We start from the raw sequence: 21203 nt of genomic DNA, 5'->3' as shown, positions 1-21203 counted from the left end.
GCGATTATCCGCCCCCCCTTATCAAGAAGGTTTTAGGGAGAGCGCAACCATCGGATTGGCTTTAACCAGAATCAGCGCCCAGTTTTGCATGAGCGCTAGTCTTAAGCTCCCTTTGTCGGAAAAAAACAGATTACCGAATACGATGTTTGCCGTTTCTGTCGATTTTGACCAATTTGACGTCAAATATCAAAACGGAATTCGGACCGATTTTATTGCCAAGCTTTTCTTCTCCGTAAGCGAGTTTGGCAGGAATATAAAAGGTAGCCTCGCCGCCTGCTTTCAAAAGCTGCAAACCTTCTATCCAGCCCGGTATGGTTTGGTCAAGCCGAAAAGAGATAATGCCGCCTACTCCATCATCACTTACACCTTCTTTACTGCTGTCGAAGACAGTACCGTCAATCAGGCGGCCTTCATATTCGACATGTACGAGATCGTTTTTCCGAGGCTGTCTGCCTGTACCCTCTTTGATCATTTTGTACTGCAAACCGGATGCTGTTGTTTTCACGCCCTCTTTAGTGGCATTTTCTTTCAAAAAAGCCTCACCTTTTTCTTTATTGGCTCGTGCTTCTTCCTCGTATTTTTTCGTTGCTTTAGCTTCAAGTTCTGTCATGATTTCCACCTGCGCTATGCCGGCTTCCGACTCACTCAATTTAGTCTGTTTACCATCGTATACGGACTGTACGGCGTTAAAGAAGGCTTTCATATCAACTTCGAAACCCTGTTTCTTCATCTGCTTCAAGGATTTGCCAATATCCATACCCATTGCATAGCTGCCTTTTTCATCCAAACTTTTGAAAGATGAAGATGTATCTGATTCAACAGAAGTCCCGGTCTCTTTTGCAGTTGTACCGTTAAGGGATGAAGGCGTAGTCGTAGTTGAAGAAGTATCGGGGGTTTTATTGCTGCAAGCTGTCAGGGGAAACGTGGCAATCAGTGCCAACATGCTTAATTTCAAGATTTTATTCATGGTATTTCTCTTTGGCAGAAAATTGGAAGAAGCAGGGATTATAACCTTTGCATAAAGAAATCAGAAAAAAATCATACAAACACGATAAAAAAGGTCGTCTGAAACCCGAAAACCCAGTTTTCAGACGACCTTTCTCACTCTTATAGCAATAAAGCCACACCGATCAATGTAAACTGCCATTTAAGCCTTTATCATTTTCTCCACAGTCCGCCTCCGCTGCCAAACGCACCCCTCTCCACACAGCAAGGTTCATAAATCTTCATACTTTTCATCGCACTTTACGCAAATTATAAATCGTACACCTCAACATTTCGGGCGATACAAATTCAGCCGTTTCAATGAATTACAAACGTTAAGCACTTGAGAAGATGGGTAACGCCTCGGCAAAGGCGGTTGCGGCTCATCCGCAAGCATCCGATACTGGATTCGTCGGAAGCAGAAACACGCTTCCTGTTTATCCGTGAAGGAGCATTATCATGAAAAAAACCTTACTGACTGTTTTATTGGCTACTGCTTCCGCCATCACTTTCGCTGACGGTTCTTTTACCGGCGCAGGCTTGGAAGTCGGCGCGGGCGCAACCAAAAGTGATGTGCGCAACGTTAATCTGAATGAAAAAACCAAAGGCGACGTTGCCGTACGCGGCAGCTACAACACACAATTCGGACAAAGCAACTGGATTGGCGGCGTTGAAGCCGGTGTCAAACCGCTGCACCGCAAAATCGCGGGCAATGCGAAACAAAAAGTCGATGCCAACGTTTCCTACGTCCAAGGCTACCGCCTGACCGACAACGCGCTGGCTTACGGTAAGGTCGGCTACCACTACGGCCGCTTCGACAATCTGGGCGCGAAACGCAACAATATGAACGGCCTCGGCTACGGCATGGGCGCGAAATACGCCGTTGCACCGAATGTCGAAGTCGGCGCCGAATGGGAGCAAACCCGTTATAAAAAAGACAATTTGAAAATCCACAACAACAGCTACATGGCTACTGTCGGCTACCGCTTCAAATAATCTTTTTTAAACAGACAAAGGTCGTCTGAAACCGGATTTACGGTTTCAGACGACCTTTTTGTCGATTCGGGCATCTTAACGATGCCCTCTTCTTTCAGCCTTCAGTCTTTACGCGTTTCCACCAAGACCATTTCGGTGGCAGCAACGGGTTCGGCTTCGACTTTCGGCACGTCCGCGCGGCGCAGGCCGGATTCGGGTTCGGGCTGAACCTGTTCGGCAAAGGCGGCGACGGCTTCGGGATTGGTTTCGACAAACACCAAACCGCCTAAGTCGGGCATCGCGGCAACGGCAGGGACAGTTTCTTCCGGCTCGGTCGCTTCCGCTTGGCCTGCTTCCGGCGCAGTTTGCGGTTCGGATTCTGCTGCTTGGGAGGCTGCGGCGGCCGCTGCTGCTGCGGCAAGGGCTTCGATGGCGGCGGCGGCTTCGCGTTCGGCTTTCCAAACGACCAGCTCTTCCTCCATTTCGGCGACAGCTTCGGCTTCACCTTCGGCAGGGACGGCGGTCATCGGTTGGTAGCCGTCTTCGGTTTCGATGGCGAACACGGAGGTCGGGGTTTCTTCAACACTGCCGATGGCGGAGTCGATGATGCTGCATTCGTCGTCGGTGCTGTCTTCGATCAGGATGCCGCTGTCCGCTTCTTCGCCTTCTATGGAGAACACGAAGGCTTCTTCAGTGGCCGCAACGGGTTCGGAAACGACGACAACCAAAGGCTCGCCGCTATCCTCGGGAGCGGGGATGGTTACGGCAAACGGTTCTTCTTCGACAGGCTCGCCCATGACGTGCGCGGCGGCGAAGCGGACTTTGTCGGCGGTATCGTGAATATTCAGGTACTGCTCGATTTTGGCGGCAGACGGAATATTGCGTTTTTTACCGTTTTGACGGCGGTCACGCTGATTGTTGCGTTCGCGGCGGTCGCGTTGGTTGTTGCGCTCGCGTTGGCGGCGGTCGTTGCCTTTCGGTGCATCGTTATCTGCAGTTTGCACACCTTCTTCCGCTGCGTTGTCCACTGCTTCGGACAAGGTTTCTTCCGCGCGGATTTCCGCTTGTTCGCGGTTGCGTTCGTTGCGGTTGTTGTTGCGGCGGCGTTTGCTGCCTTGCGCCTGTTCGCCCGAACGGGATTCGTTTTCAGACGACGTTGCAGCGGCAAGTGCTTGGACTTCGAGGTTTTCGGCTTCCGCGGCGGCGTTGCGCTCGTTTTGGCGGTTGCGGCTGCGGCGGTTGTCTTTGGCGTTGCGGGTTTCGTTTTCCTCCGCCTGATTGTCCGCTGCTTTGTCTTTGAAGTCCGCCACTTCGCGCACTTCTACCTTGCTGCCGTCGTGCCTATTGTTGCGGCGCGGGTTTTGGCGGCGGTTGTTTGCGCGGCGGTTGCCGGAATTGCCGTTGCGGTTGTTGCCGTTTGAAGTGCGTTTTTCCGCCACTTCGGCAACAGGCGCGGTTTCGGCTGCGGTATTGCCGCCGAAAATGCGTTTGAGCCATGCTTTGAAGGTATCCCACCATGAACCGCTTTTCTGCTCGGATACGGTCGGGGCAGGCTGGGTATGGCGCACACCTTTGACGGCGGGTTCGGGACGGGCGGCTTTGGCTCTTTCGCTGCCGAAAGGTTTGGCGGATTCGTCTTCTTCCGGCTCGGTAACGCGTTTGTAGCTCGGTTCACCGTCTTCTTCTACGTCGTCGATGCGGATGCGGTTGATTTCGTAGTGCGGGTTTTCCAAGTGGATATTCGGAATCAGGACGACGTTGACGTCCAAACGCTCTTCCATCGCAAACAGCTCGGCGCGTTTTTCGTTCAGCAGGAAGGTGGCGACATCGACGGGCACTTGGGCGTGCACTTCGCCGGTGTTGTCTTTCATCGCTTCTTCTTGAATGATGCGCAAAACGTGCAGGGCGGTCGATTCGATGCCGCGGATGACGCCGGTACCGGCGCAGCGCGGGCAGGCGACATGGCTGCTTTCGCCCAAGGCGGGTTTCAGGCGTTGGCGGCTCAATTCCAAGAGGCCGAAGCGGGACAGTTTGCCCATTTGCACGCGGGCGCGGTCTTTTTTGAGCGCGTCGCGCAGGACGTTTTCAACATCGCGCTGATGCTTGGGGTTTTCCATGTCGATGAAGTCGATGACGACCAAACCGCCCAAGTCACGCAAACGCATTTGGCGGGCGACTTCTTCGGCGGCTTCCATATTGGTTTTGAAGGCGGTGTCTTCGATGTCCGCGCCGCGGGTCGCTCGGGCGGAGTTGACGTCGATGGAAACGAGGGCTTCGGTGTGGTCGATCACAATCGCGCCGCCGGAAGGCAGGCTGACGCTGCGGGCAAACGCGCTTTCGATTTGGTGTTCGATTTGGAAGCGTGAGAACAGCGGCGTGTGGTCTTCATAGAGTTTCAGACGACCTATGTTGCTCGGCATGACGTAGCTCATAAACTCGGCAACTTGGTCATAAACCTCTTGATTGTCCACCAGAATTTCGCCGATGTCGGGACGGAAATAGTCGCGGATGGCGCGGATGAGCAGCGAGCTTTCCATGAAGAGGAGGTAGGGTTCGTGGTGCGCCTTACCGGCTTCTTCGATGGCCTGCCAAAGCTGTTTGAGGTAGTTCAAATCCCATTCCAACTCTTCCGCGCTGCGGCCGATACCGGCGGTGCGGGCGATGATGCTCATGCCGTTCGGAATGTCGAGTTCTGCCATAGCGGCTTTGAGTTCTTGGCGCTCTTCGCCTTCGATACGGCGGGATACGCCGCCACCGCGCGGGTTGTTGGGCATCAATACCAGATAACGTCCGGCCAGGCTGATGAAGGTGGTCAGCGCCGCGCCTTTGTTGCCGCGTTCGTCTTTTTCAACTTGGACGATGACTTCCATGCCTTCTTTGAGCACGTCCTGAATGCGCGCCCTGCCGCCTTCGTAATCTTGGAAATACGAACGGGACACCTCTTTAAACGGCAAAAAGCCGTGGCGGTCGGTTCCGTAATCTACGAAACACGCTTCCAGCGACGGCTCGATGCGGGTGATGATACCCTTATAAATATTACCTTTGCGCTGCTCTTTACCCAGCGTTTCGATGTCCAAATCCAAAAGGTTTTGCCCATCGACAATGGCAACGCGCAGCTCTTCGGCCTGCGTTGCATTGAACAACATTCTTTTCATAATCATTACCTCGCACAGGCGGGCAGCCTTTTCAGACGACCTGCCTGCTCTTTGTCAGACACTCTGCGAGGCGGGCGGGATTAGGCATAGCCCACGCCCCTTTTCGGCGCGGGATGCAGAAACCCGGATGAGCAATCAGTTTTTGAATTGAAGTCCGCAAGGTTGCACGCCGCCCAAAATAATGCGGCCGTGTGCGGAAGGATACGGATAAAGAAGGTAATAAAGAACAATGCGGCGGAACACTCCGTCCGCCGCCGAAGTCCGGACGGTACAGGCCCGGCTTGAAAAACAGGTAGCCGACATCTTCTTATTATCGTTATGCCGGAAGTTTCGAACGGTGCGGCGCGGCAGGTTTGTCAAACACCCGTCCCTCGTCTTATGCCCGGTCAAATCGGCAAAATCAAATCAAACTTAATCACGCTCCTGCGTTTACGGGCTTGGGCATAAACGCAGGGAAAATGCTTTGCAGAGTGCGTTTTTAATATAAAATCTCGTTTTAACAATACCATCCGTCCCATACGGCCTGTTTGTACAGGTTTCTGCCGAAACGGATGTTCGGGATTATAGATGAAAACGCACGCAATAAGCAAAGATTCAGTCAGCCTGATTACCGTCGCCGAACACGAAGCCGGACAACGCCTTGACAACTATCTGATAAAAATCCTCAAAGGCGTACCCAAAAGCCATATCCACCGCATTATCCGCGCCGGCGAAGTGCGCCTGAACAAAAAACGCTGCAAGCCCGACAGCCGCATCCAAACAGGCGACCTGCTCCGCATCCCGCCCGTGCGCACCGCCGAAAAACAAAGGTCGTCTGAAAACCGCACCCAAGCCGTACCCGCGCGCGAATTTACCATCATCTACGAAGACGACGCATTGCTCGTCATCGACAAACCCGCAGGCACCGCCGTCCACGGCGGCAGCGGCGTGAGCTTCGGCGTCATCGAACAAATCCGCCGCGCCCGCCCCGAAGCCCGCTATCTCGAACTCGTCCACCGCCTCGACAAAGACACCAGCGGCCTCCTGATGATCGCCAAAAAACGCAGCGCGCTCGTCAAACTGCACGAAGCCATCCGCAACGATCACCCCAAAAAAATCTACCTCGCGCTGGGCGTAGGCAAACTGCCGAACGACAGCTTCCACGTCAAACTGCCCCTGTTCAAATACACCGGCGCACAAGGCGAAAAAATGGTGCGCGTCAGCGAAGACGGACAATCCGCGCACACCATCTTCCGCGTGCTCAACCGCTTTTCAGACGACCTCCTGCACCAAGTCGGTCTCTCTCACCTCACCCTCGTGCAAGCCACCCTGAAAACCGGCCGCACCCACCAAATCCGCGTCCACCTCCAATCGCAGCAATGCCCCATCGCCGGCGACGAACGTTACGGCGACTACCAAGCCAACAAACGCCTCCAGAAACTCGGTTTGAAACGGATGTTCCTGCACGCCGCAGAGCTGCACCTCGACCACCCGCTGACAGGCGAAAAACTCATCTTAAAAGCCCCGCTGCCGCAAGACTTGGCACAATTTGTCTTAATGCTGGAAAACGCAGGAAAGGTCGTCTGAAACCCGCAGCGTGGGCTTTGCCCGCGACATGAGTGCAAAGACACGGATGGATTCAGATTGCCAGACCACAAATTTCGTGGGCATAGCCCACGCTACAACTCGCTCAAAAAATTAAATACCAACCTGCTCCTCGAAAACACCCAAAGGTCGTCTGAAATCCGTAGCATGGGCTTTGCCCGCGACATGAGTGCAAAAACGACGGACGGATTCGGATTGTCAGACCGCAAATTTCGTGGGCGTAGCCCACCTACAACTCACTCAAAAAATTAAATACCAACCGCTCCTCGAAAACACCCAAAGGTCATCTGAAACCCGTAGCGTGGGCTTTGCCCACGACATGAGTGCAAAGACACGGATGGATTCAGATTATCAGGCGGCAAGTTTCGCGGGCAAAGCCCACGCTACAACTCCCCACACCGACAACCTTATCCCCGCCCGCCCCACGCCTTTCAGACGACCTTTTTTTCCGCTACCATAACGCCCGACACAAACACGGACAAACACCATGACCCCGACACAGCAACTCCAATCAGGCATACAGGCATTAGGTTTGGACCTATCCGCTGAACAGCAAACCCTACTGCTCGCCTATACCGGCCTGCTCAAAAAGTGGAACAAGACCTACAACCTCACCGCCCTGCGCGACGAAGCGCAAATGGTCAGCCACCACCTGCTCGACAGCCTGACCCTGCTCCCCTACCTACAAGGCGCGCACACTATGCTGGATGTCGGCTCCGGCGGCGGACAGCCCGGCATTCCCGCCGCCATCTGCCGCCCCGACCTCAACATCACCCTTCTGGACGCCAACACCAAAAAAACCGCCTTCCTGCAACAAGCCGTCATCGAACTCGGACTAAGTAACGTCCGCGTCGTCAGCGGCCGCGTCGAAGCCGTTCAAGACTTACAAGCCGACATCATCACCAGCCGCGCCTTCGCCGAACTCGCCGACTTCGTCAACTGGACGGCACACCTGCTGAAAGACGGCGGCCGCTGGGTCGCCATGAAAGGCGTGTACCCCGAAGAAGAAATCGCCAAACTCCCCGACACCGTCGCCGTCGAACGCGTCGAAGCCCTCCACGTCCCCGGCTTGGATGCAGAACGGCATATGGTGGTTTTGAAGAAGGTTTGAACCTTCCGAACGTTTAGCCTGAATATTGCAAAGGTCGTCTGAAAACCCGAAACAGGGCTTTTCAGACGACCTTTCGGTTTATGGCTGCTTCGTTGCAAAATATAAACACGGTTTGTCATAAATAAAGATAATTATTATCAATTATTTCGATTAAGCAAAAATATTTCCTATAATGCCGCATCCCTTCACCTTTCGAGTTGAACATGCAATATTCTGCCCGCCTTTCCCTGCTTCCCGCCCTGATTGCCTCCGCTTTCCCGCTGTATGCCGCCGATACCGCCGATAGCGAACATTACACCGCCACACTGCCCACCGTTACCGTGGTCGGACAGTCCGACACCAGCGCACTCAAAGGCTACATCAATTACGACGAAGCTGCCGTTACCCGCAACGGGCAGCTCATTAAAGAAACGCCGCAAACCATCGATACGCTCAACATTCAGAAAAACAAAAACTACGGCACGAACGATTTGAGTTCCATCCTCGAAGGCAACGCCGGTATTGACGCTGCCTACGATATGCGCGGCGAAAGCATTTTCCTGCGCGGTTTTCAAGCCGACGCCTCCGATATTTACCGCGACGGCGTGCGCGAAAGCGGACAGGTCCGCCGCAGTACCGCCAACATCGAGCGCGTGGAAATCCTGAAAGGCCCGTCTTCCGTCCTTTACGGTCGTACCAACGGCGGCGGCGTCATCAATATGGTCAGCAAATACGCCAATTTCAAACAAAGCCGCAACATCGGTGCGGTTTACGGCTCGTGGGCAAACCGCAGCCTGAATATGGACATCAACGAAGTGCTGAACAAAAACGTCGCCATCCGCCTCACCGGCGAAGTCGGGCGCGCCAATTCGTTCCGCAGCGGCATAGACAGCAAAAACGTCATGGTTTCGCCCAGCATTACCGTCAAACTCGACAACGGCTTGAAATGGACGGGGCAATACACCTACGACAACGTGGAGCGCACGCCCGACCGCAGCCCGACCAAGTCCGTGTACGACCGCTTCGGACTGCCTTACCGCATGGGTTTCGCCCACCCGAACGATTTTGTCAAAGACAAGCTGCAAGTTTGGCGTTCCGACCTCGAATACGCCTTCAACGACAAATGGCGCGCCCAATGGCAGCTCGCCCACCGCACGGCGGCGCAGGATTTCGACCATTTCTATGCAGGCAGCGAAAACGGCAGCCTAATCAAGCGCAACTACGCCTGGCAGCAGACCGACAACAAAACCCTGTCGTCCAACTTCACGCTCAACGGCGACTACCACATCGGCCGTTTTGAAAACCACCTGACCGTAGGCTTGGATTACAGCCGCGAACACCGCAACCCGACATTGGGTTTCAGCCGCGCCTTTACAGCCTCCATCAACCCCTACGACCGCGCAATCTGGCCGGCTTCGGGCAGGCTGCAACCCGTCCTCACCCAAAACCGCCACAAAGCCGACTCCTACGGCATCTTTGTGCAAAACATCTTCTCCGCCACGCCCGACTTGAAATTCGTCCTCGGCGGCCGTTACGACAAATACACCTTTAATTCCGAAAACAAACTCACCGGCAGCAGCCGTCAATACAGCGGCCATTCGTTCAGCCCCAACATCGGCGCAGTGTGGAACGTAACGCCTGCCCACACGCTCTACGCCTCGTATAACAAAGGCTTCGCACCTTATGGCGGACGCGACGGCTATTTGAGCATCGACACTTCGTCTTCCGCCGTGTTCAACGCCGATCCCGAATACACCCGCCAATACGAAACCGGTGTCAAAAGCAGTTGGCTGGACGACCGCCTCAGCACCACATTGTCCGCCTACCAAATCGAACGCTTCAATATCCGCTACCGTCCCGACGCGCAAAATGATTCCTACACTTGGGCTGTCGGCGGCAAACACCGTTCGCGCGGCGTGGAGTTGTCCGCCATCGGACAAATCATCCCCAAAAAACTCTACCTGCGCGGATCGTTGGGCGTGATGCAGGCGAAAGTCGTTGAAGACAAAGAAAATCCCGACAGAGTGGGCATCCACTTGGACAACACCAGCAACGTTACCGGCAACCTGTTCTTCCGTTACACGCCGACCGAAAACCTCTACGGCGAAATCGGCGTAACCGGTACGGGCAAACGCTACGGCTACGATTCAAGAAACAAAGAAGTCACCACGCTTCCCGGCTTCGTCCGCACCGACGCCATGCTCGGCTGGAACCGCAAAAACCTGAACCTCACTTTCGCCGTCGGCAATCTGTTCAATCAAAAATACTGGCGTTCCGACGCCATGCCCGGCGCGCCGCGCACTTATACGGCGCGGGTGAATTACAGTTTCTAATTCCAGGCAGGAAATGGAACAAAGGTCGTCTGAAAACTCAAAACACGGGTTTTCAGACGACCTCTCGTTTTGGTATGCGGGATATGCCTTATCCCAGCGAGACCATTTCGATTTGTTCCATGCTGCGTCCGAGGAAGCGTTCGCCTATGGTGCGGAAGCGCAGAGGGATGTCGCTGACGTAGAAGCGGTAGTCGGGGCTGTCGTTTTCAGTGTTGAGCAGCCCTGCTTGGGCGAGCGCTTGGGCGGTCGCTTCGGCGGTGGTGATGGCGGAATCGACCAAGGCGACGTTTTGCGCTTCTTTGCCGATTAGGGGCTTGAGCAACGGGAAGTGGGTACAGCCGAGGACGAGCGTGTCAATGTCGTCCACCAAGAGCGGTTTGAGGTATTCGCGCACGGTCAGGCGGGTCACTTCGTGGTCAAGCCAGCCTTCTTCCACCAGCGGCACGAGCAGCGGCGTCGCCTGCGTGCGCACAAGCGTGTCGGGGTTTTGGGCGTGGATGGCGCGGGCATAGGCGTTGCTGTTGACGGTGGTGTTGGTGGCGATGATGCCGATTTTGTTGTTGCGCGTGGTGTTCAGGGCAGCCTGCGCGCCGGCGGAAATCACGTCCAATACGGGCATATTGCCTGCTTTTTGACGGATTTTTTGTCCGGCAACGGCGGCAATGGTGTTGCACGCGATGACCAGTGCCTTGACATCGTTTTCCAGCAGGAAATCGACAATCTGCATGGCGAAGGTTTCGATGGTGGCGCGGGATTTGGTGCCGTAGGGAACGCGGGCGGTGTCGCCGAAGTAGATGATGTTTTCCATCGGCAGGCGTTCCATCAGGGCGCGGACGTTGGTCAGGCCGCCGACGCCGGAATCGAAAACGCCGATGGGGCGTTGTTTGCTGATAGTCATGATGCGGTTTGTACGGATTAGGTATGATGGGGCGGATTGTACACGTTCGGCGCAAGGCTTAACAGGGACGGGGTCGTCTGAAAGGGGTTGAGTTGTGTGGAAACGGTGTTTTCAGACGACCTTTACGGCGTTTGGATGGCAGGCAGCAAAGATGCCGATTGAACATCTTTATCTAACTTTATCCTCCCTTATGTTTGCAAATGCCCGTAAATCCAGCATAATTAAGGTTTTTAGAACACGACAAGGCTGATTTCATGAGCGAGGGCGCAACCTTTTCCCGCCGGCTTCCCGACGAAGAGTCCACACTCGAGCTGGGCGGAAGTTGGGCAAAATCGCTGCGCGCGCCATTGGTCATCCATCTGCAAGGCGATTTGGGCGCGGGGAAAACCACGTTCACGCGCGGCATCCTGCGCGGACTCGGACACACCGGCGCGGTCAAAAGCCCGACCTACGCCATCGTCGAATCCTACCCGCTGGAAGTGTTCACGCTCCATCATTTCGACCTTTACCGCTTTGCCTCGCCCGAAGAATGGGAAGATGCGGGTTTGGACGACCTGTTCTCCCCTGACAGCGTCTGCATCATCGAATGGCCGCAACAAGGCGGCGCGTTCACGCCGCCCGCAGACATCACCGTATCCCTGAATCACGCCGTGCAGGGCAGGACCTGCACCGCTACCGCACACACCGCCAACGGACAAAAAAGTTTAGAAGCATGGTTAAATTCAAACTGACACGAAGACAAGTCGTCCGCCAAGCCGCCGGACTGTTGTTTACCCTCACGCCGATTGCCTCCGCCCTCGCCAAAGCCGCGCCGCCCGCCCAATTCGTCGCCGCCCGTATTTGGCCTTCGCACGCCTATACCCGCATCACCATCGAAAGCTCGCGCGCGCTGCAATATCAGCATTTCGCCTTGGAAAACCCCGGCAGGCTCGTCGTCGACATCCAAAACGCCAACATCAACAGCGTCCTGCAAGGCATTTCCGGCAAAGTCCTGCCCGACGACCCCTATATCCGCAGCATCCGTGCTGGACAAAACACCCCGACGACCGTACGCGTCGTGATCGACCTCAAGCAAAACGCCTATCCACAAGTCTTCTCGCTTGCCCCTGTCGGCGGCTTTAAAAACCGCCTCGTCATCGACCTCTATCCGCACGGTGTCGATGCCAACGATCCGATGATGGCGCTGCTCAACGGCAATCCGCCGAAACGCATGCAAACGCAACGTCCTGCCGAACGCACGGACATTGCCCAAGACGTACCTCCCCGCTCCAACCGCGGCGGACGCCGCCCCGTCGTCATGATAGACCCCGGTCATGGCGGTGAAGACCCCGGCGCCATCGGGTCCAGTGGCTTGAAAGAGAAAAACGTCGTCCTCTCCATCGCCCGCGAAACTAAAAACCGCCTTGAAAGCATAGGCTACACCGTTTACATGACCCGCAACGAAGACATCTTCATCCCGCTGGGCGTGCGCGTCGCCAAAGCCCGCGCCCGTCATGCCGACGTGTTCGTCTCCATCCACGCCGACGCCTTTACCAGCCCGTCTGCGCGCGGTACCGGCGTGTATATGCTCAACACCAAAGGTGCGACCAGCTCCGCCGCCAAATTCCTCGCCCAAACCCAAAACAACGCCGACGCCATCGGCGGCGTTCCCAAAAGCGGCAACCGCAGCGTCGATAACGCTATTCTCGACATGACCCAAACCGCCACCATGCGCGACAGCCGCAAACTCGGACATTCCGTCCTGACCGAATTGGGCAAACTCAACCAACTCCACAAAGGCCGCGTTGACGAAGCCAACTTCGCCGTCCTGCGCGCACCCGACATCCCGTCCATCCTCGTCGAAACCGCCTTCCTGTCTAACCCCACCGAAGAGCGGCTGCTCGGCAGCGACTCCTTCCGCCGCCAATGCGCCGACGCCATCGCCACCGGCATCCAAAAATACGTCAACAACGCCGTGTTGCGCAGAGGGTAAGTTAGGTTTGCCGGAAAAGATAAAAGGTCGTCTGAAACTTTGAAATCGGTTTTCAGACGACCTTTGTGTTTTATGCTTTAAAACAGCTTGTTCGGTATGGACAAACTATTGCTTCAATGCCGCTTTGCGGCGGACGCAGTTTGCTTGGTTCTGCCGGATTGGAAAGAGGGGGCTAAGGGCGGCTTCCAACTGGTTTTCTGCAAGCCGAACGCCTGACGAATACGCTGCGCCTGCACCGCCTGTTTGTCGCGTTTGATACGATGGAGCAGGTTTGACTGATGACAGATTTGTTCCTTCCATAATATAGTGGATTAACTCTAAATCAGGACAAGGCGACGAAGCCGCAGACAGTACAGATAGTACGGAACCGATTCACTTGGTACTTCAGCACCTTAGAGAATCGTTCTCTTTGAGCTAAGGCGAGGTAACACCGTACTGGTTTAAAGTTAATCCACTATAAAAGGTCGTCTGAAACCCTTGTTTCAGGTTTTCAGACGACCTTTGCTTTCAGACCTTCTTAACGGCGCGGCTTATTCCTTGCCGATGCCTTTATCCAGCCCCTGCGTCAGCCCGTTGATGTCGCCGCCGTTCAGGCCCAATTCTTTCAAGAGGCCGTCAACCAGCGGGGCTTGGCTGCGGTAGCGCAGGGCGCTGTTGACCATTTGGTCGGCGAGGCTGGCTTGTGTGGTTTGTCCGTCCGACACGCCTTCGGAGCCGTTGGCAGCGCCGCTGAATCCGCCCAAGCCGTTGACTTGCAGAATCTTGATGTCGTCGATGTTTTCCATCGGGCGCACGGATTCGCGGATGATGTCGGGCAGGTGTTTCAACAGGGCGAGGCGCACTTGCATTTCGACTTGCTCGACGCTCAGCACGTTGGCGGCTTCGTTGACGGCGCGGGTACCTTCGGCATCGACTTTGTATTGCTGCTCTTGCGCTTGTGCCAACAGGACTTTGGCATCGGCTTCACCTTTGGCTTGCAGGCGTTGTTTCTCGGCTTCGGCTTCGGCGGCGATGCGCACGGCTTCGGCGCGGTCTTGCGCAGCCTGTTTCTCGGCTTCGGCGGCGACGGTGAGCGAAATCGCGTCTTTTTGCGCGGCTTCTTCGGCGGCAATCAGTTCGACGGCTTTGGCACGTTCGGCGCGTTCGGTTTCGCGTACGGTAATCACGCTCTCTTCTTCACGCACGGCGGCAGCGCGGGCTTTGTCAGCCTCGGCTTTGGCTTCGGATTCGGCACGCGATTTCTCGGCAACGGCGATGGCGCGGTCTTGTTCGGCAAGCTCGATGGCTTTACGGCGTTCGACCTCCGCCTGCTCGACGGCTTGGGCTTTGCGGATGTCTTCGTTTTTAATGTCGCGTTCGGCGGCGATGCGTTTCAAATCCACTTCGCGCTCGGCGGCGATTTTGGCTTCTTCCGCCTCGCGTTTTTTCTGTGCTTCCTGCTCGGCGATGCTGGCTTCCTGTTCGGCGCGGCGCACGGCGATTTCGCGTTCTTGTTCGAGTTTGGCGTATTCTTCTTCGCGCGAGATTTTCAGGCGTTGCTGCTCGGCTTCGAGGTTTTTGGTTTTAATCGCCAAATCGGTGTCTTGTTCGATTTCGTTGCGTTTTTTGCGGCGGCCTTCGATGGTTTCGGTCAGTTTGGTCAGACCTTCCGCGTCAAAAGCGTTTTGCGGGTTGAAAAACTCAAAGCTGGTTTGGTCGAGGCCGGTCAGGGAGACGGTTTCGAGTTCGAGACCGTTTTTAAACAAGTCTTCGCTCACGACTTGTTGCACTTTCTGAACGAAATCAACACGTTTTTCGTGCAGCTCTTCCATCGCCATTTCGGCGGCGACGGCGCGCAGGGCATCGACGAATTTACCTTCGACGAGGTCTTTCAACTCGTCGGGCGACATGGTTTTCATACCCAGCGTTTGCGCGGCGGTGGCGATGCTCTCGGCGCTGGGTTTAACGCGGACGTAAAATTCCGCCATCACGTCAACGCGCATCCGGTCGCGGGTAATCAACGCCTGCTGCGCCGCGCGGCGCACTTCAAGACGCAATGTGTTCATGTTGACGGGGATGATTTCGTGCAGCACGGGCAGCACCATCGCGCCGCCGTTCATGATGACTTTTTCGCCGCCGAAGCCGGTACGGACGAAGGAGACTTCTTTGCTGGCGCGGCGGTACAGGCGGGTGAGGATGAGGCCGAGTACGAACAGCGCGACGAGTATGACGCCGGCGATGATGCCGATGGAAACTAAGTTCATGGGTTTTCCTTTCTTGTTGTCGATATACCCTTGAGGGGGCGTGGGTTCAGACGGTTTTTTTAGGGTTTGGGGTCGTCTGAAAGGTTAAAAATTTTGGGTTTTAAAGGTAGGTCAGATTCTTGAATCCGATAATTTCGGTTATGTGCAATACGGCTGAAGCGGAGCGGTTCGTCGGATTCGAGAATCCGACCTACCGAGCTTATACCTTGAATATCACTGCCAACCTGTTAATTCAATCAATGCGTTTTGGGAAACTGTTGTACAGATATTGTGCCTTCCTAATCCCAGCAGCCCGCCGATGACTGTTGTTCCTCTGCGTTCGGTAATCAGGCTGACTCCGACGATGTCACTCATATGGATACGGTCAAACTTCCTGTAAGCCCCGTCATGTCCGCCTTGATAACGGATGCGTCCGAATGCGCCGTAAATAATCAATTTTTCGCGATCAATATAAATCGATTTCCGGGTCGTCAGCCCGCTCCACCAACGTTCCACGCGCCACAGCCACAATAGTGTGAGCATAATAGCCAGCAGCCAAGTCGTGTTGCTTGAAAGCGATGGATCCATCCATTTCACCATCTTCAGCCAGACACCGCCTACGCCGATGAGACCGAACAAGAAAACAACCAAGGGTTGAAACAACAAACCTCTGAATAACGAATGTTTAAACAGCAGCCCGTCGCCGACAACGATGACACCTCGCGGCAGCTTGTTTTTCAACGCTTCGATGCGGGATTGCATATCGCGCTCAGGCTGCGCCAAATGATCCATATCTATCCCCGTTTTGTTTTTCTAATTAATTGATAAATGGTGATTCATTGCAAACCGGCGTTTATCTGTTCAGACGACCTCAATCCACCAAGCTCCCGCTCGGATTCAAAATTGCCTTAAACGTATTTCCCTCCAGCGACACCAGCAACACCGCGTCGCCTTGTTTCAATACTTCGTCGGAATCCGGTTCTGCCATCACATAATGCTGCTGCCCGTACACATCCTTCACCCGCACCTGCGCCGCGCTGCCTGCCCGCGCTTCGCCCAACACCACTGTACCGATGCGTCCGATCAGGCTTTCCTGCGAAACGGCGGTGGTTTCGTCTTTGGGCATGATTTTGTACAGTCCGCCCGCCGTCAGGCGCACCAGCGGCAGCGAAAGGAACCACACGGCGACTGCCGCCAGCCATCCGTTCAGATAGCTGCCGAACACGGCGGCAAAGGTCGTCTGAAACAGGTAGCCCGTCAGTCCGTACACGGCAAGGAACACCACCATCAGCATCAACACCGGCACGCGACCGACATACAGCCAGCTCAGAAACCGTACGAACACGCCCGCGTCCGCTGCGTCCAGCCCGACTTCGGCGTGCGCGGTTTCGGTCAGGCTGTCGGGCAGCAGGTTGTCCAGCCAGTCGCTGATGCCGCCCGCCAGCATGGAGATGACTTCCAACACGCCGAGCAAAACCATCAGCGCGATGGCGATGCCGAAGATTTCCGTTTCGGGGGCGTTGATTAGATTCCACATTATCGTGTTCCTTTTTATTCTTGTATTTCAAACAGGTATAGGGTTTTCAGACGACCTCTTCACTCTCAATCTCGGCGCGGCATTCAATTGGAAAGTTGACCGAGTTGGCGATGAAACACAGGCGGTGCGCTTCGTGATGCAGTTCTAAAGCCTTGGCGCGGTCGTTTCCTGCGGCGATGGTAACGCGCGGCTTCAACACGGCGGAGACGAAACGTCCCGCGCTCCCATTCCCGCCTTCGTCCATCACCACTTCGGCATGATCGGTGTAGGCGGTAACGCAGATGCCCGCGTCGGCACACAGGTGCAGGTACCATAGTTTGTGGCAGGCAGAAACGGCGGCCAGCAGCATTTCTTCGGGGTTCCAGCGGCCCGCATCGCCGCGGAAAGCCGGGTCGGCGGAACCGTGCAGGTCGGGCTTACCCTCGGCGGAAACGGTAAAGTTGCGCAAATAAGCGGTGTAGGATGATGTGCCTTTGCCGAGATTGCCCGTCCATGTTGTCGCGGTGCGGTAGGTGTGTTTTTTGCTCATTTTGACATTCCTTTCAATTATTTACTGTTCGCGGCAATAAAGACGGTATCCGCCTTGAAACGTCGACTCTAGTTGAGCCAGGCATAAGCCGATGCGCCCGCCGCCAAACTGATGCCCAGCCACAGCAGGATTTTGGTTTCCGCCCATACGTCATCCCAATACCGCCCCCGCAGTGCGCTGATAATGTCGGGGGTGCAATAGAATTCGACGCATTCGACAAATTCGTCCCAATCCTTAAACATCACAAAGTAAAGCAAGACGGCGGTTAGCAAGCCGATCAAAATGGCAAAAATCATGAAATTCCCCTATTTTTCAGACGACCTGTGCGTATCGTAAAGAAAGGTCGTCTGAAACCGCTCCTAACTTTTCCCTAAGTCCTGCGTGTTTAAATGTCTATACCGACAACAGACGCAAAGGGAACGAAATGAAACATTCTCAGTCGCAATATACAAAGCCGTCCAAACCGCTTTTGAAAAAATTGCTGCTTCCTGTCGCCGCTGTTTGCGCCATTTTTCTTGCAGCAGAAGGTTTCGACCTTTACGAAGACTACGCCCAATACCGCATGGAGACAGATCCCGCGTTCGCGCAACACCACGACCGCGCTTTGTCCATCCTGCATAACAGAGGCTACGAAGTCCACGATTCCGACACCGACCTCTATTGGGTAAGACCCGTTTTGGAATTTGAGGCCTACAAAGGCAGCTTGGAATACAAAATCGTGATGTCTTATCCCGATTTAAACATTCTCGTAGAACGCGTCGATTTATAATCCGCTTCCGAATATTCTTTACTTACCCCACGTCCCGAAAGGATACGACATGAAAAAACTTTTACCGGTATTACTCTTAGGCAGTATCGCACTGACCGCTTGTGCCGCTCCCTATCCTTACGACTATTACGATGACGACTATCGTACCGACCGCTACGAGCAGCGTTATGACCGTTACGATGACCGCTATGATGATCGTTACGACGACCGCTATGAGCGCGATTACGACCGTAATGACGACTACCGTTACCGAGACGGCAAGTATTACGATGACGACTACATCGAACACCAAATTTACAGCGATCCGTCTTTCGAGCAAAAACGCGCACAAGTGATGCGGATTCTTGAACGACGCGGCTACCAAGTTCACGAAATCGAAGCCGATGACCGCCGTGGTCGCCCCGTATTGAAAGCCGAAGCCTTCAAAAACGGACGTGAATACGACATCGTCTTCTCATGGCCGGATTTGCGCATCATCAGCGAACGCATCGACTACTAATTTGTTCCGCCATACGCCGCAAGGACAAGCTCCGCGCGGCGTTTTTCTTTTCAGACGACCTTTCCGACAAAGAAGGTCGTCTGAAAACTTATTTCCCCGCCTTCAGTGCCGCCAATCTTTCAGCAATACGGTTGTTGCGGCTCAAGTCTTCCAATTCCTTCAATTTTGCCAACTGCGCGGCATCGGTGCTGCTGTGTACCGCGTTCTGACGGCCCATCACGCGGTCGAAAGCGTTGCCGCTTTTTTCGGCATCACGGGCGATGCGGTTGAGGTCGCTGCCGCCTGCCGCTTTGCCTACACCCGCACTTTGCTGCGCGGCACGCCAGTCTTGCAACTGCTGCTGCATCTCGCGTTTTTTCGCCTGCAAGGCGGCGATAAAGCCCTCAAGTTCTTTTTCCTGCGCGGCACAGTCGGCAATGGTGTTTTCCAAAACAGGCAGACGTGCTTCGATGTCCATTTGTTCGGCGATACCCGCCTCGGCAAGATCGTCGCGCCCAGCGGCTACGGCGGCTTGCAGGTTGGCATCGATGGCTTCGTGGCGGTTGCTCTCATCCGCCATTTTCTTGGCGGCAAGATGTTTCTGCGCCAACACTTTGCCCAACTCGGCACGCACTTCGTCCACCGCCCGCTCGATTTCGCGGATGCTCTCGTTCATGACCGCCTCAGGCGCAAGGTTCTCCGCCGCATCAATCAGGGCATGAAAACCGCCGCTCACCAGACGGCCCACTCTGCGGGATAGGGTTTCGCTCATTTGGATTTTCCTTTCTTTATGAAATCATGAGAAATATTGTGTTTAGCAGGCATCCGATTGTGCCAACCAGTCGTAACATTGCTCCCATGACAATGTTTCGTTTTCGTCTTCTTTCCCTTCCAGCAGGGCTTGTTCTAAAGCTCGTCTGAATGTGGCGCGGGTATCCGGGTGGGTAAACCAAGCCGACAATCGGGCGGCGAATTGCGTTCTATTCAGACAATGCTCGGGCAGATAGCAGACTTTGTACCAATCCGGCTCGTCGCTTCCATACGGAATCTCTAAATACAAGTCGACAAATTCGCGTAAAGCTGCCGTTTTATCCGCCTGTTCCGTCCACACTGCCAGCAGTTCGTCGACAACATCCAATCCGGCAAATTGAAACATATTCAGCCAAACGACCAAGCAGCCTTCGTAGCGGGGTGCAGTCAGTTGCGAGTCAAACCAAGCGACGGCGAAACGTTTTAGCCAATCGATTTCTTCTTTTGTCCAGCATTCGGGAAAATGGCAACACAACTTATCGAGCAACGTTTCATCAAGCGATCGGACATCTTCCTCGTTGACCAAAGCCTGCAAAATACGTGGCAGAAAATGTTTCATGTCTAAAGCCGTCGCTGCTCCTTTGTCCAAAGGCACGCTGCCCAAATACGCCTGCAACATATCGACAGGAATCTCGCGTAACGGATATTCCAACAACGCCTGTTGAAAATCTTCGGGAGAGCAGCTATTGCAAGTGCAGATATTCAGCGGGAAGCGCACGCTGTAAGGTGCAAATAATTCGTATGCTTCTGCTATCCATTTTTCCATCTTTGTTGCCTTGCCTTTGATATTGGACATGGGTATTCAGGATTGAGGAGAGAAGCCTTTCAGACGACCTCAAACCTTGCACTACTTGCTATGCGTGATTTCTTCCAGCCGACCGTTTGCTCCGATAACGGCGCGGAAATTGCCGCCCAGCGCTTTAGGTGGCTTGCCGCTGATAATCCAATGCTCCCCGTCTTTTTTCACCCGATACGGCTTTTGCGCTTGAGCGGTTTGTTCGCCGTAATGCTGCGTCACATAAATTTCGGTCAGCCGCAGGACTTGCTGCTCGGTAACAGGTTGTGCGCCGCCGTCCGCACTCACCGCCAAAGAGGGATAGATGAACATACTGATAAGAAGCCAATAGTGGATTTTCATTTTTCAGTCAGCCTTTCCTTCACACCTCAAACCTCGCCCGCCTGCTGCACAATCTTCGCCAGTTTCAAAGTGTTTTCAAGCTGTTGCAGCACGGTATCGTCGTATGCCGCGCCTTTGCCGGTTACGGCGAGCTGCAAGATGCTGTCGGTCAGGCGGACGATGCGCCACATCAGTTCGCGTTCGTATTTTTTCAAACTGTCGAGGTCGGCTTCTTCGGGCAGATCGGCGGCAAGCGTCGCGCCCAAGTCGGGCAACTGCTCAAACAATCGCGCCACGATATGCGAATGCACCCCCGCCTGCTTTTCCGCGTGCAGCACGTCATGTTTCGCCGCTTGGAAAAACTGCTCCTGCGCCGTCAGCGCGGAACCGTAATCGCGCGTCTGCGTATGCGCCAAACGCGCCTGCTTGAGCAGCTCGCGGATTTTTTCAGACGGCGTATTCGCGCCTTCTATTTTTAATTCGGCAATAAAATCAGCATCTTCCTGAGTGATTCTTACACTGACTGGGATACGGTTTGTTGCATTCATATTCGTTTAATTTGGTTTGTATTCATTTGTATACAAATATACAAGATGAAATGACAAGGCGCAACATTTGAAATGGTTTATTTTTGTAAACCTTAGGGGCTGTCAACATTCAATAGTTTCCGTGTCTTTTTATCCCCAAAGCGGTATCTTCCGCGTTGGAAATCCTCACAAGGTGTCCAACCTTGTTGCGGTTTCCGCCTTG

The 21203-nt window shown here is 54.5% G+C and carries 21 protein-coding genes and 1 pseudogene; 10 read left to right on the top strand and 12 right to left on the bottom strand.

Annotation, left to right across the window (positions count from 1 at the left end):
• Nucleotides 1-130 precede the first annotated feature (130 nt).
• Nucleotides 131-967, bottom strand: coding sequence for an FKBP-type peptidyl-prolyl cis-trans isomerase (locus tag HMPREF3050_RS10390; RefSeq protein ID WP_070774736.1), 837 nt, complete (start codon nucleotides 965-967; stop codon nucleotides 131-133).
• Nucleotides 968-1443: 476 nt separating this feature from the next.
• Between HMPREF3050_RS10390 and HMPREF3050_RS10385 the strand changes: the two genes are divergently transcribed.
• Nucleotides 1444-1980 (top strand): porin family protein, encoded by a 537-nt coding sequence (locus HMPREF3050_RS10385; protein WP_070774733.1) that lies wholly within the window; start codon nucleotides 1444-1446, stop codon nucleotides 1978-1980.
• Between the two features lie 101 nt (nucleotides 1981-2081).
• On the opposite strand, the gene HMPREF3050_RS10380 is transcribed toward HMPREF3050_RS10385, so the two are convergent.
• Nucleotides 2082-5114, bottom strand: a complete 3033-nt coding sequence (locus HMPREF3050_RS10380) for an Rne/Rng family ribonuclease (protein WP_210399936.1) — start codon at nucleotides 5112-5114, stop codon at nucleotides 2082-2084.
• A 567-nt stretch (nucleotides 5115-5681) separates the two neighbouring features.
• On the opposite strand from HMPREF3050_RS10380, the gene HMPREF3050_RS10375 reads away from it, so the two are divergent.
• From HMPREF3050_RS10375 to HMPREF3050_RS10365, 4 genes are all read left to right on the top strand, one after another.
• Complete coding sequence (locus tag HMPREF3050_RS10375; RefSeq protein WP_070774730.1) at nucleotides 5682-6680, top strand: RluA family pseudouridine synthase; 999 nt, start codon at nucleotides 5682-5684, stop codon at nucleotides 6678-6680.
• A gap of 232 nt (nucleotides 6681-6912) precedes the next feature.
• Nucleotides 6913-7158 carry a hypothetical protein gene (locus HMPREF3050_RS14425; RefSeq protein WP_141758441.1) on the top strand — a complete coding sequence of 82 codons (246 nt, stop codon included), beginning with the start codon at nucleotides 6913-6915 and terminating at the stop codon, nucleotides 7156-7158.
• Nucleotides 7159-7185: 27 nt separating this feature from the next.
• The gene (gene rsmG, locus HMPREF3050_RS10370; RefSeq protein WP_003759807.1) at nucleotides 7186-7809 is read left to right on the top strand and encodes a 16S rRNA (guanine(527)-N(7))-methyltransferase RsmG; all 624 of its coding nucleotides are present in this window, start codon (nucleotides 7186-7188) and stop codon (nucleotides 7807-7809) included.
• Nucleotides 7810-8012: 203 nt separating this feature from the next.
• Nucleotides 8013-10121 (top strand): TonB-dependent receptor, encoded by a 2109-nt coding sequence (locus HMPREF3050_RS10365; protein ID WP_070774728.1) that lies wholly within the window; start codon nucleotides 8013-8015, stop codon nucleotides 10119-10121.
• A gap of 88 nt (nucleotides 10122-10209) precedes the next feature.
• Here the strand turns inward: HMPREF3050_RS10365 and murI are convergent, their stop codons facing one another.
• Nucleotides 10210-11022, bottom strand: a complete 813-nt coding sequence (murI, locus tag HMPREF3050_RS10360; RefSeq protein WP_099048535.1) for a glutamate racemase — start codon at nucleotides 11020-11022, stop codon at nucleotides 10210-10212.
• A gap of 251 nt (nucleotides 11023-11273) precedes the next feature.
• On the opposite strand from murI, the gene tsaE reads away from it, so the two are divergent.
• From tsaE to HMPREF3050_RS14915, 3 genes and pseudogenes are all read left to right on the top strand, one after another.
• A complete protein-coding gene (gene tsaE, locus HMPREF3050_RS10355; RefSeq protein ID WP_070774726.1) occupies nucleotides 11274-11750 on the top strand; it encodes a tRNA (adenosine(37)-N6)-threonylcarbamoyltransferase complex ATPase subunit type 1 TsaE in 477 nt (158 codons plus the stop codon).
• Nucleotides 11732-12991, top strand: coding sequence for an N-acetylmuramoyl-L-alanine amidase (locus tag HMPREF3050_RS10350; RefSeq protein ID WP_070774725.1), 1260 nt, complete (start codon nucleotides 11732-11734; stop codon nucleotides 12989-12991). The genes tsaE and HMPREF3050_RS10350 overlap by 19 nt, the downstream gene beginning before the upstream one ends.
• A gap of 302 nt (nucleotides 12992-13293) precedes the next feature.
• Nucleotides 13294-13356, top strand: a pseudogene (locus HMPREF3050_RS14915) (transposase); the annotation flags it as partial.
• Nucleotides 13357-13521: 165 nt separating this feature from the next.
• Here HMPREF3050_RS14915 and HMPREF3050_RS10345 read toward each other — a convergent pair.
• The 5 genes from HMPREF3050_RS10345 to HMPREF3050_RS10325 all read right to left on the bottom strand — a co-directional run bounded on the left by HMPREF3050_RS10345 (nucleotide 13522) and on the right by HMPREF3050_RS10325 (nucleotide 17575).
• Nucleotides 13522-15234, bottom strand: coding sequence for a flotillin family protein (locus tag HMPREF3050_RS10345; protein ID WP_003743659.1), 1713 nt, complete (start codon nucleotides 15232-15234; stop codon nucleotides 13522-13524).
• Nucleotides 15235-15447: 213 nt separating this feature from the next.
• Nucleotides 15448-16005, bottom strand: coding sequence for a hypothetical protein (locus HMPREF3050_RS10340; protein ID WP_070774724.1), 558 nt, complete (start codon nucleotides 16003-16005; stop codon nucleotides 15448-15450).
• 79 nt (nucleotides 16006-16084) lie between these two features.
• Complete coding sequence (locus HMPREF3050_RS10335; protein ID WP_003767067.1) at nucleotides 16085-16750, bottom strand: YqiJ family protein; 666 nt, start codon at nucleotides 16748-16750, stop codon at nucleotides 16085-16087.
• 46 nt (nucleotides 16751-16796) lie between these two features.
• Nucleotides 16797-17279: an OsmC family protein gene (locus HMPREF3050_RS10330; protein ID WP_070774723.1), complete on the bottom strand. Its 483-nt coding sequence runs from the start codon at nucleotides 17277-17279 to the stop codon at nucleotides 16797-16799.
• 68 nt (nucleotides 17280-17347) lie between these two features.
• Entirely contained in the window at nucleotides 17348-17575 is a 228-nt protein-coding gene (locus HMPREF3050_RS10325) for a hypothetical protein (RefSeq protein ID WP_003743669.1), read from the bottom strand.
• A 128-nt stretch (nucleotides 17576-17703) separates the two neighbouring features.
• On the opposite strand from HMPREF3050_RS10325, the gene HMPREF3050_RS10320 reads away from it, so the two are divergent.
• Nucleotides 17704-18048, top strand: a complete 345-nt coding sequence (locus HMPREF3050_RS10320) for a hypothetical protein (RefSeq protein ID WP_070774721.1) — start codon at nucleotides 17704-17706, stop codon at nucleotides 18046-18048.
• A 49-nt stretch (nucleotides 18049-18097) separates the two neighbouring features.
• Nucleotides 18098-18547 carry a PepSY domain-containing protein gene (locus HMPREF3050_RS10315; RefSeq protein WP_039409690.1) on the top strand — a complete coding sequence of 150 codons (450 nt, stop codon included), beginning with the start codon at nucleotides 18098-18100 and terminating at the stop codon, nucleotides 18545-18547.
• Between the two features lie 88 nt (nucleotides 18548-18635).
• Here HMPREF3050_RS10315 and HMPREF3050_RS10310 read toward each other — a convergent pair whose 3' ends face one another.
• Genes HMPREF3050_RS10310 through HMPREF3050_RS10295 form a run of 4 tightly spaced genes read right to left on the bottom strand, consistent with a single transcriptional unit; the run spans nucleotide 18636 to nucleotide 21001 of the window.
• The gene (locus HMPREF3050_RS10310; RefSeq protein ID WP_070774719.1) at nucleotides 18636-19298 is read right to left on the bottom strand and encodes a PspA/IM30 family protein; all 663 of its coding nucleotides are present in this window, start codon (nucleotides 19296-19298) and stop codon (nucleotides 18636-18638) included.
• A gap of 42 nt (nucleotides 19299-19340) precedes the next feature.
• Nucleotides 19341-20132 (bottom strand): hypothetical protein, encoded by a 792-nt coding sequence (locus HMPREF3050_RS10305; protein ID WP_246830266.1) that lies wholly within the window; start codon nucleotides 20130-20132, stop codon nucleotides 19341-19343.
• A gap of 51 nt (nucleotides 20133-20183) precedes the next feature.
• Nucleotides 20184-20474 carry an NTF2 fold immunity protein gene (locus HMPREF3050_RS10300; RefSeq protein WP_070774717.1) on the bottom strand — a complete coding sequence of 97 codons (291 nt, stop codon included), beginning with the start codon at nucleotides 20472-20474 and terminating at the stop codon, nucleotides 20184-20186.
• A 26-nt stretch (nucleotides 20475-20500) separates the two neighbouring features.
• Nucleotides 20501-21001 (bottom strand): hypothetical protein, encoded by a 501-nt coding sequence (locus HMPREF3050_RS10295; RefSeq protein WP_003759852.1) that lies wholly within the window; start codon nucleotides 20999-21001, stop codon nucleotides 20501-20503.
• Nucleotides 21002-21203: the final 202 nt, after the last annotated feature.

It is taken from the genome of Neisseria sp. HMSC065D04 (assembly GCF_001815675.1).
Taxonomy (GTDB): Bacteria; Pseudomonadota; Gammaproteobacteria; order Burkholderiales; family Neisseriaceae; genus Neisseria.
This window is presented reverse-complemented; position numbering and strand designations above follow the sequence as displayed.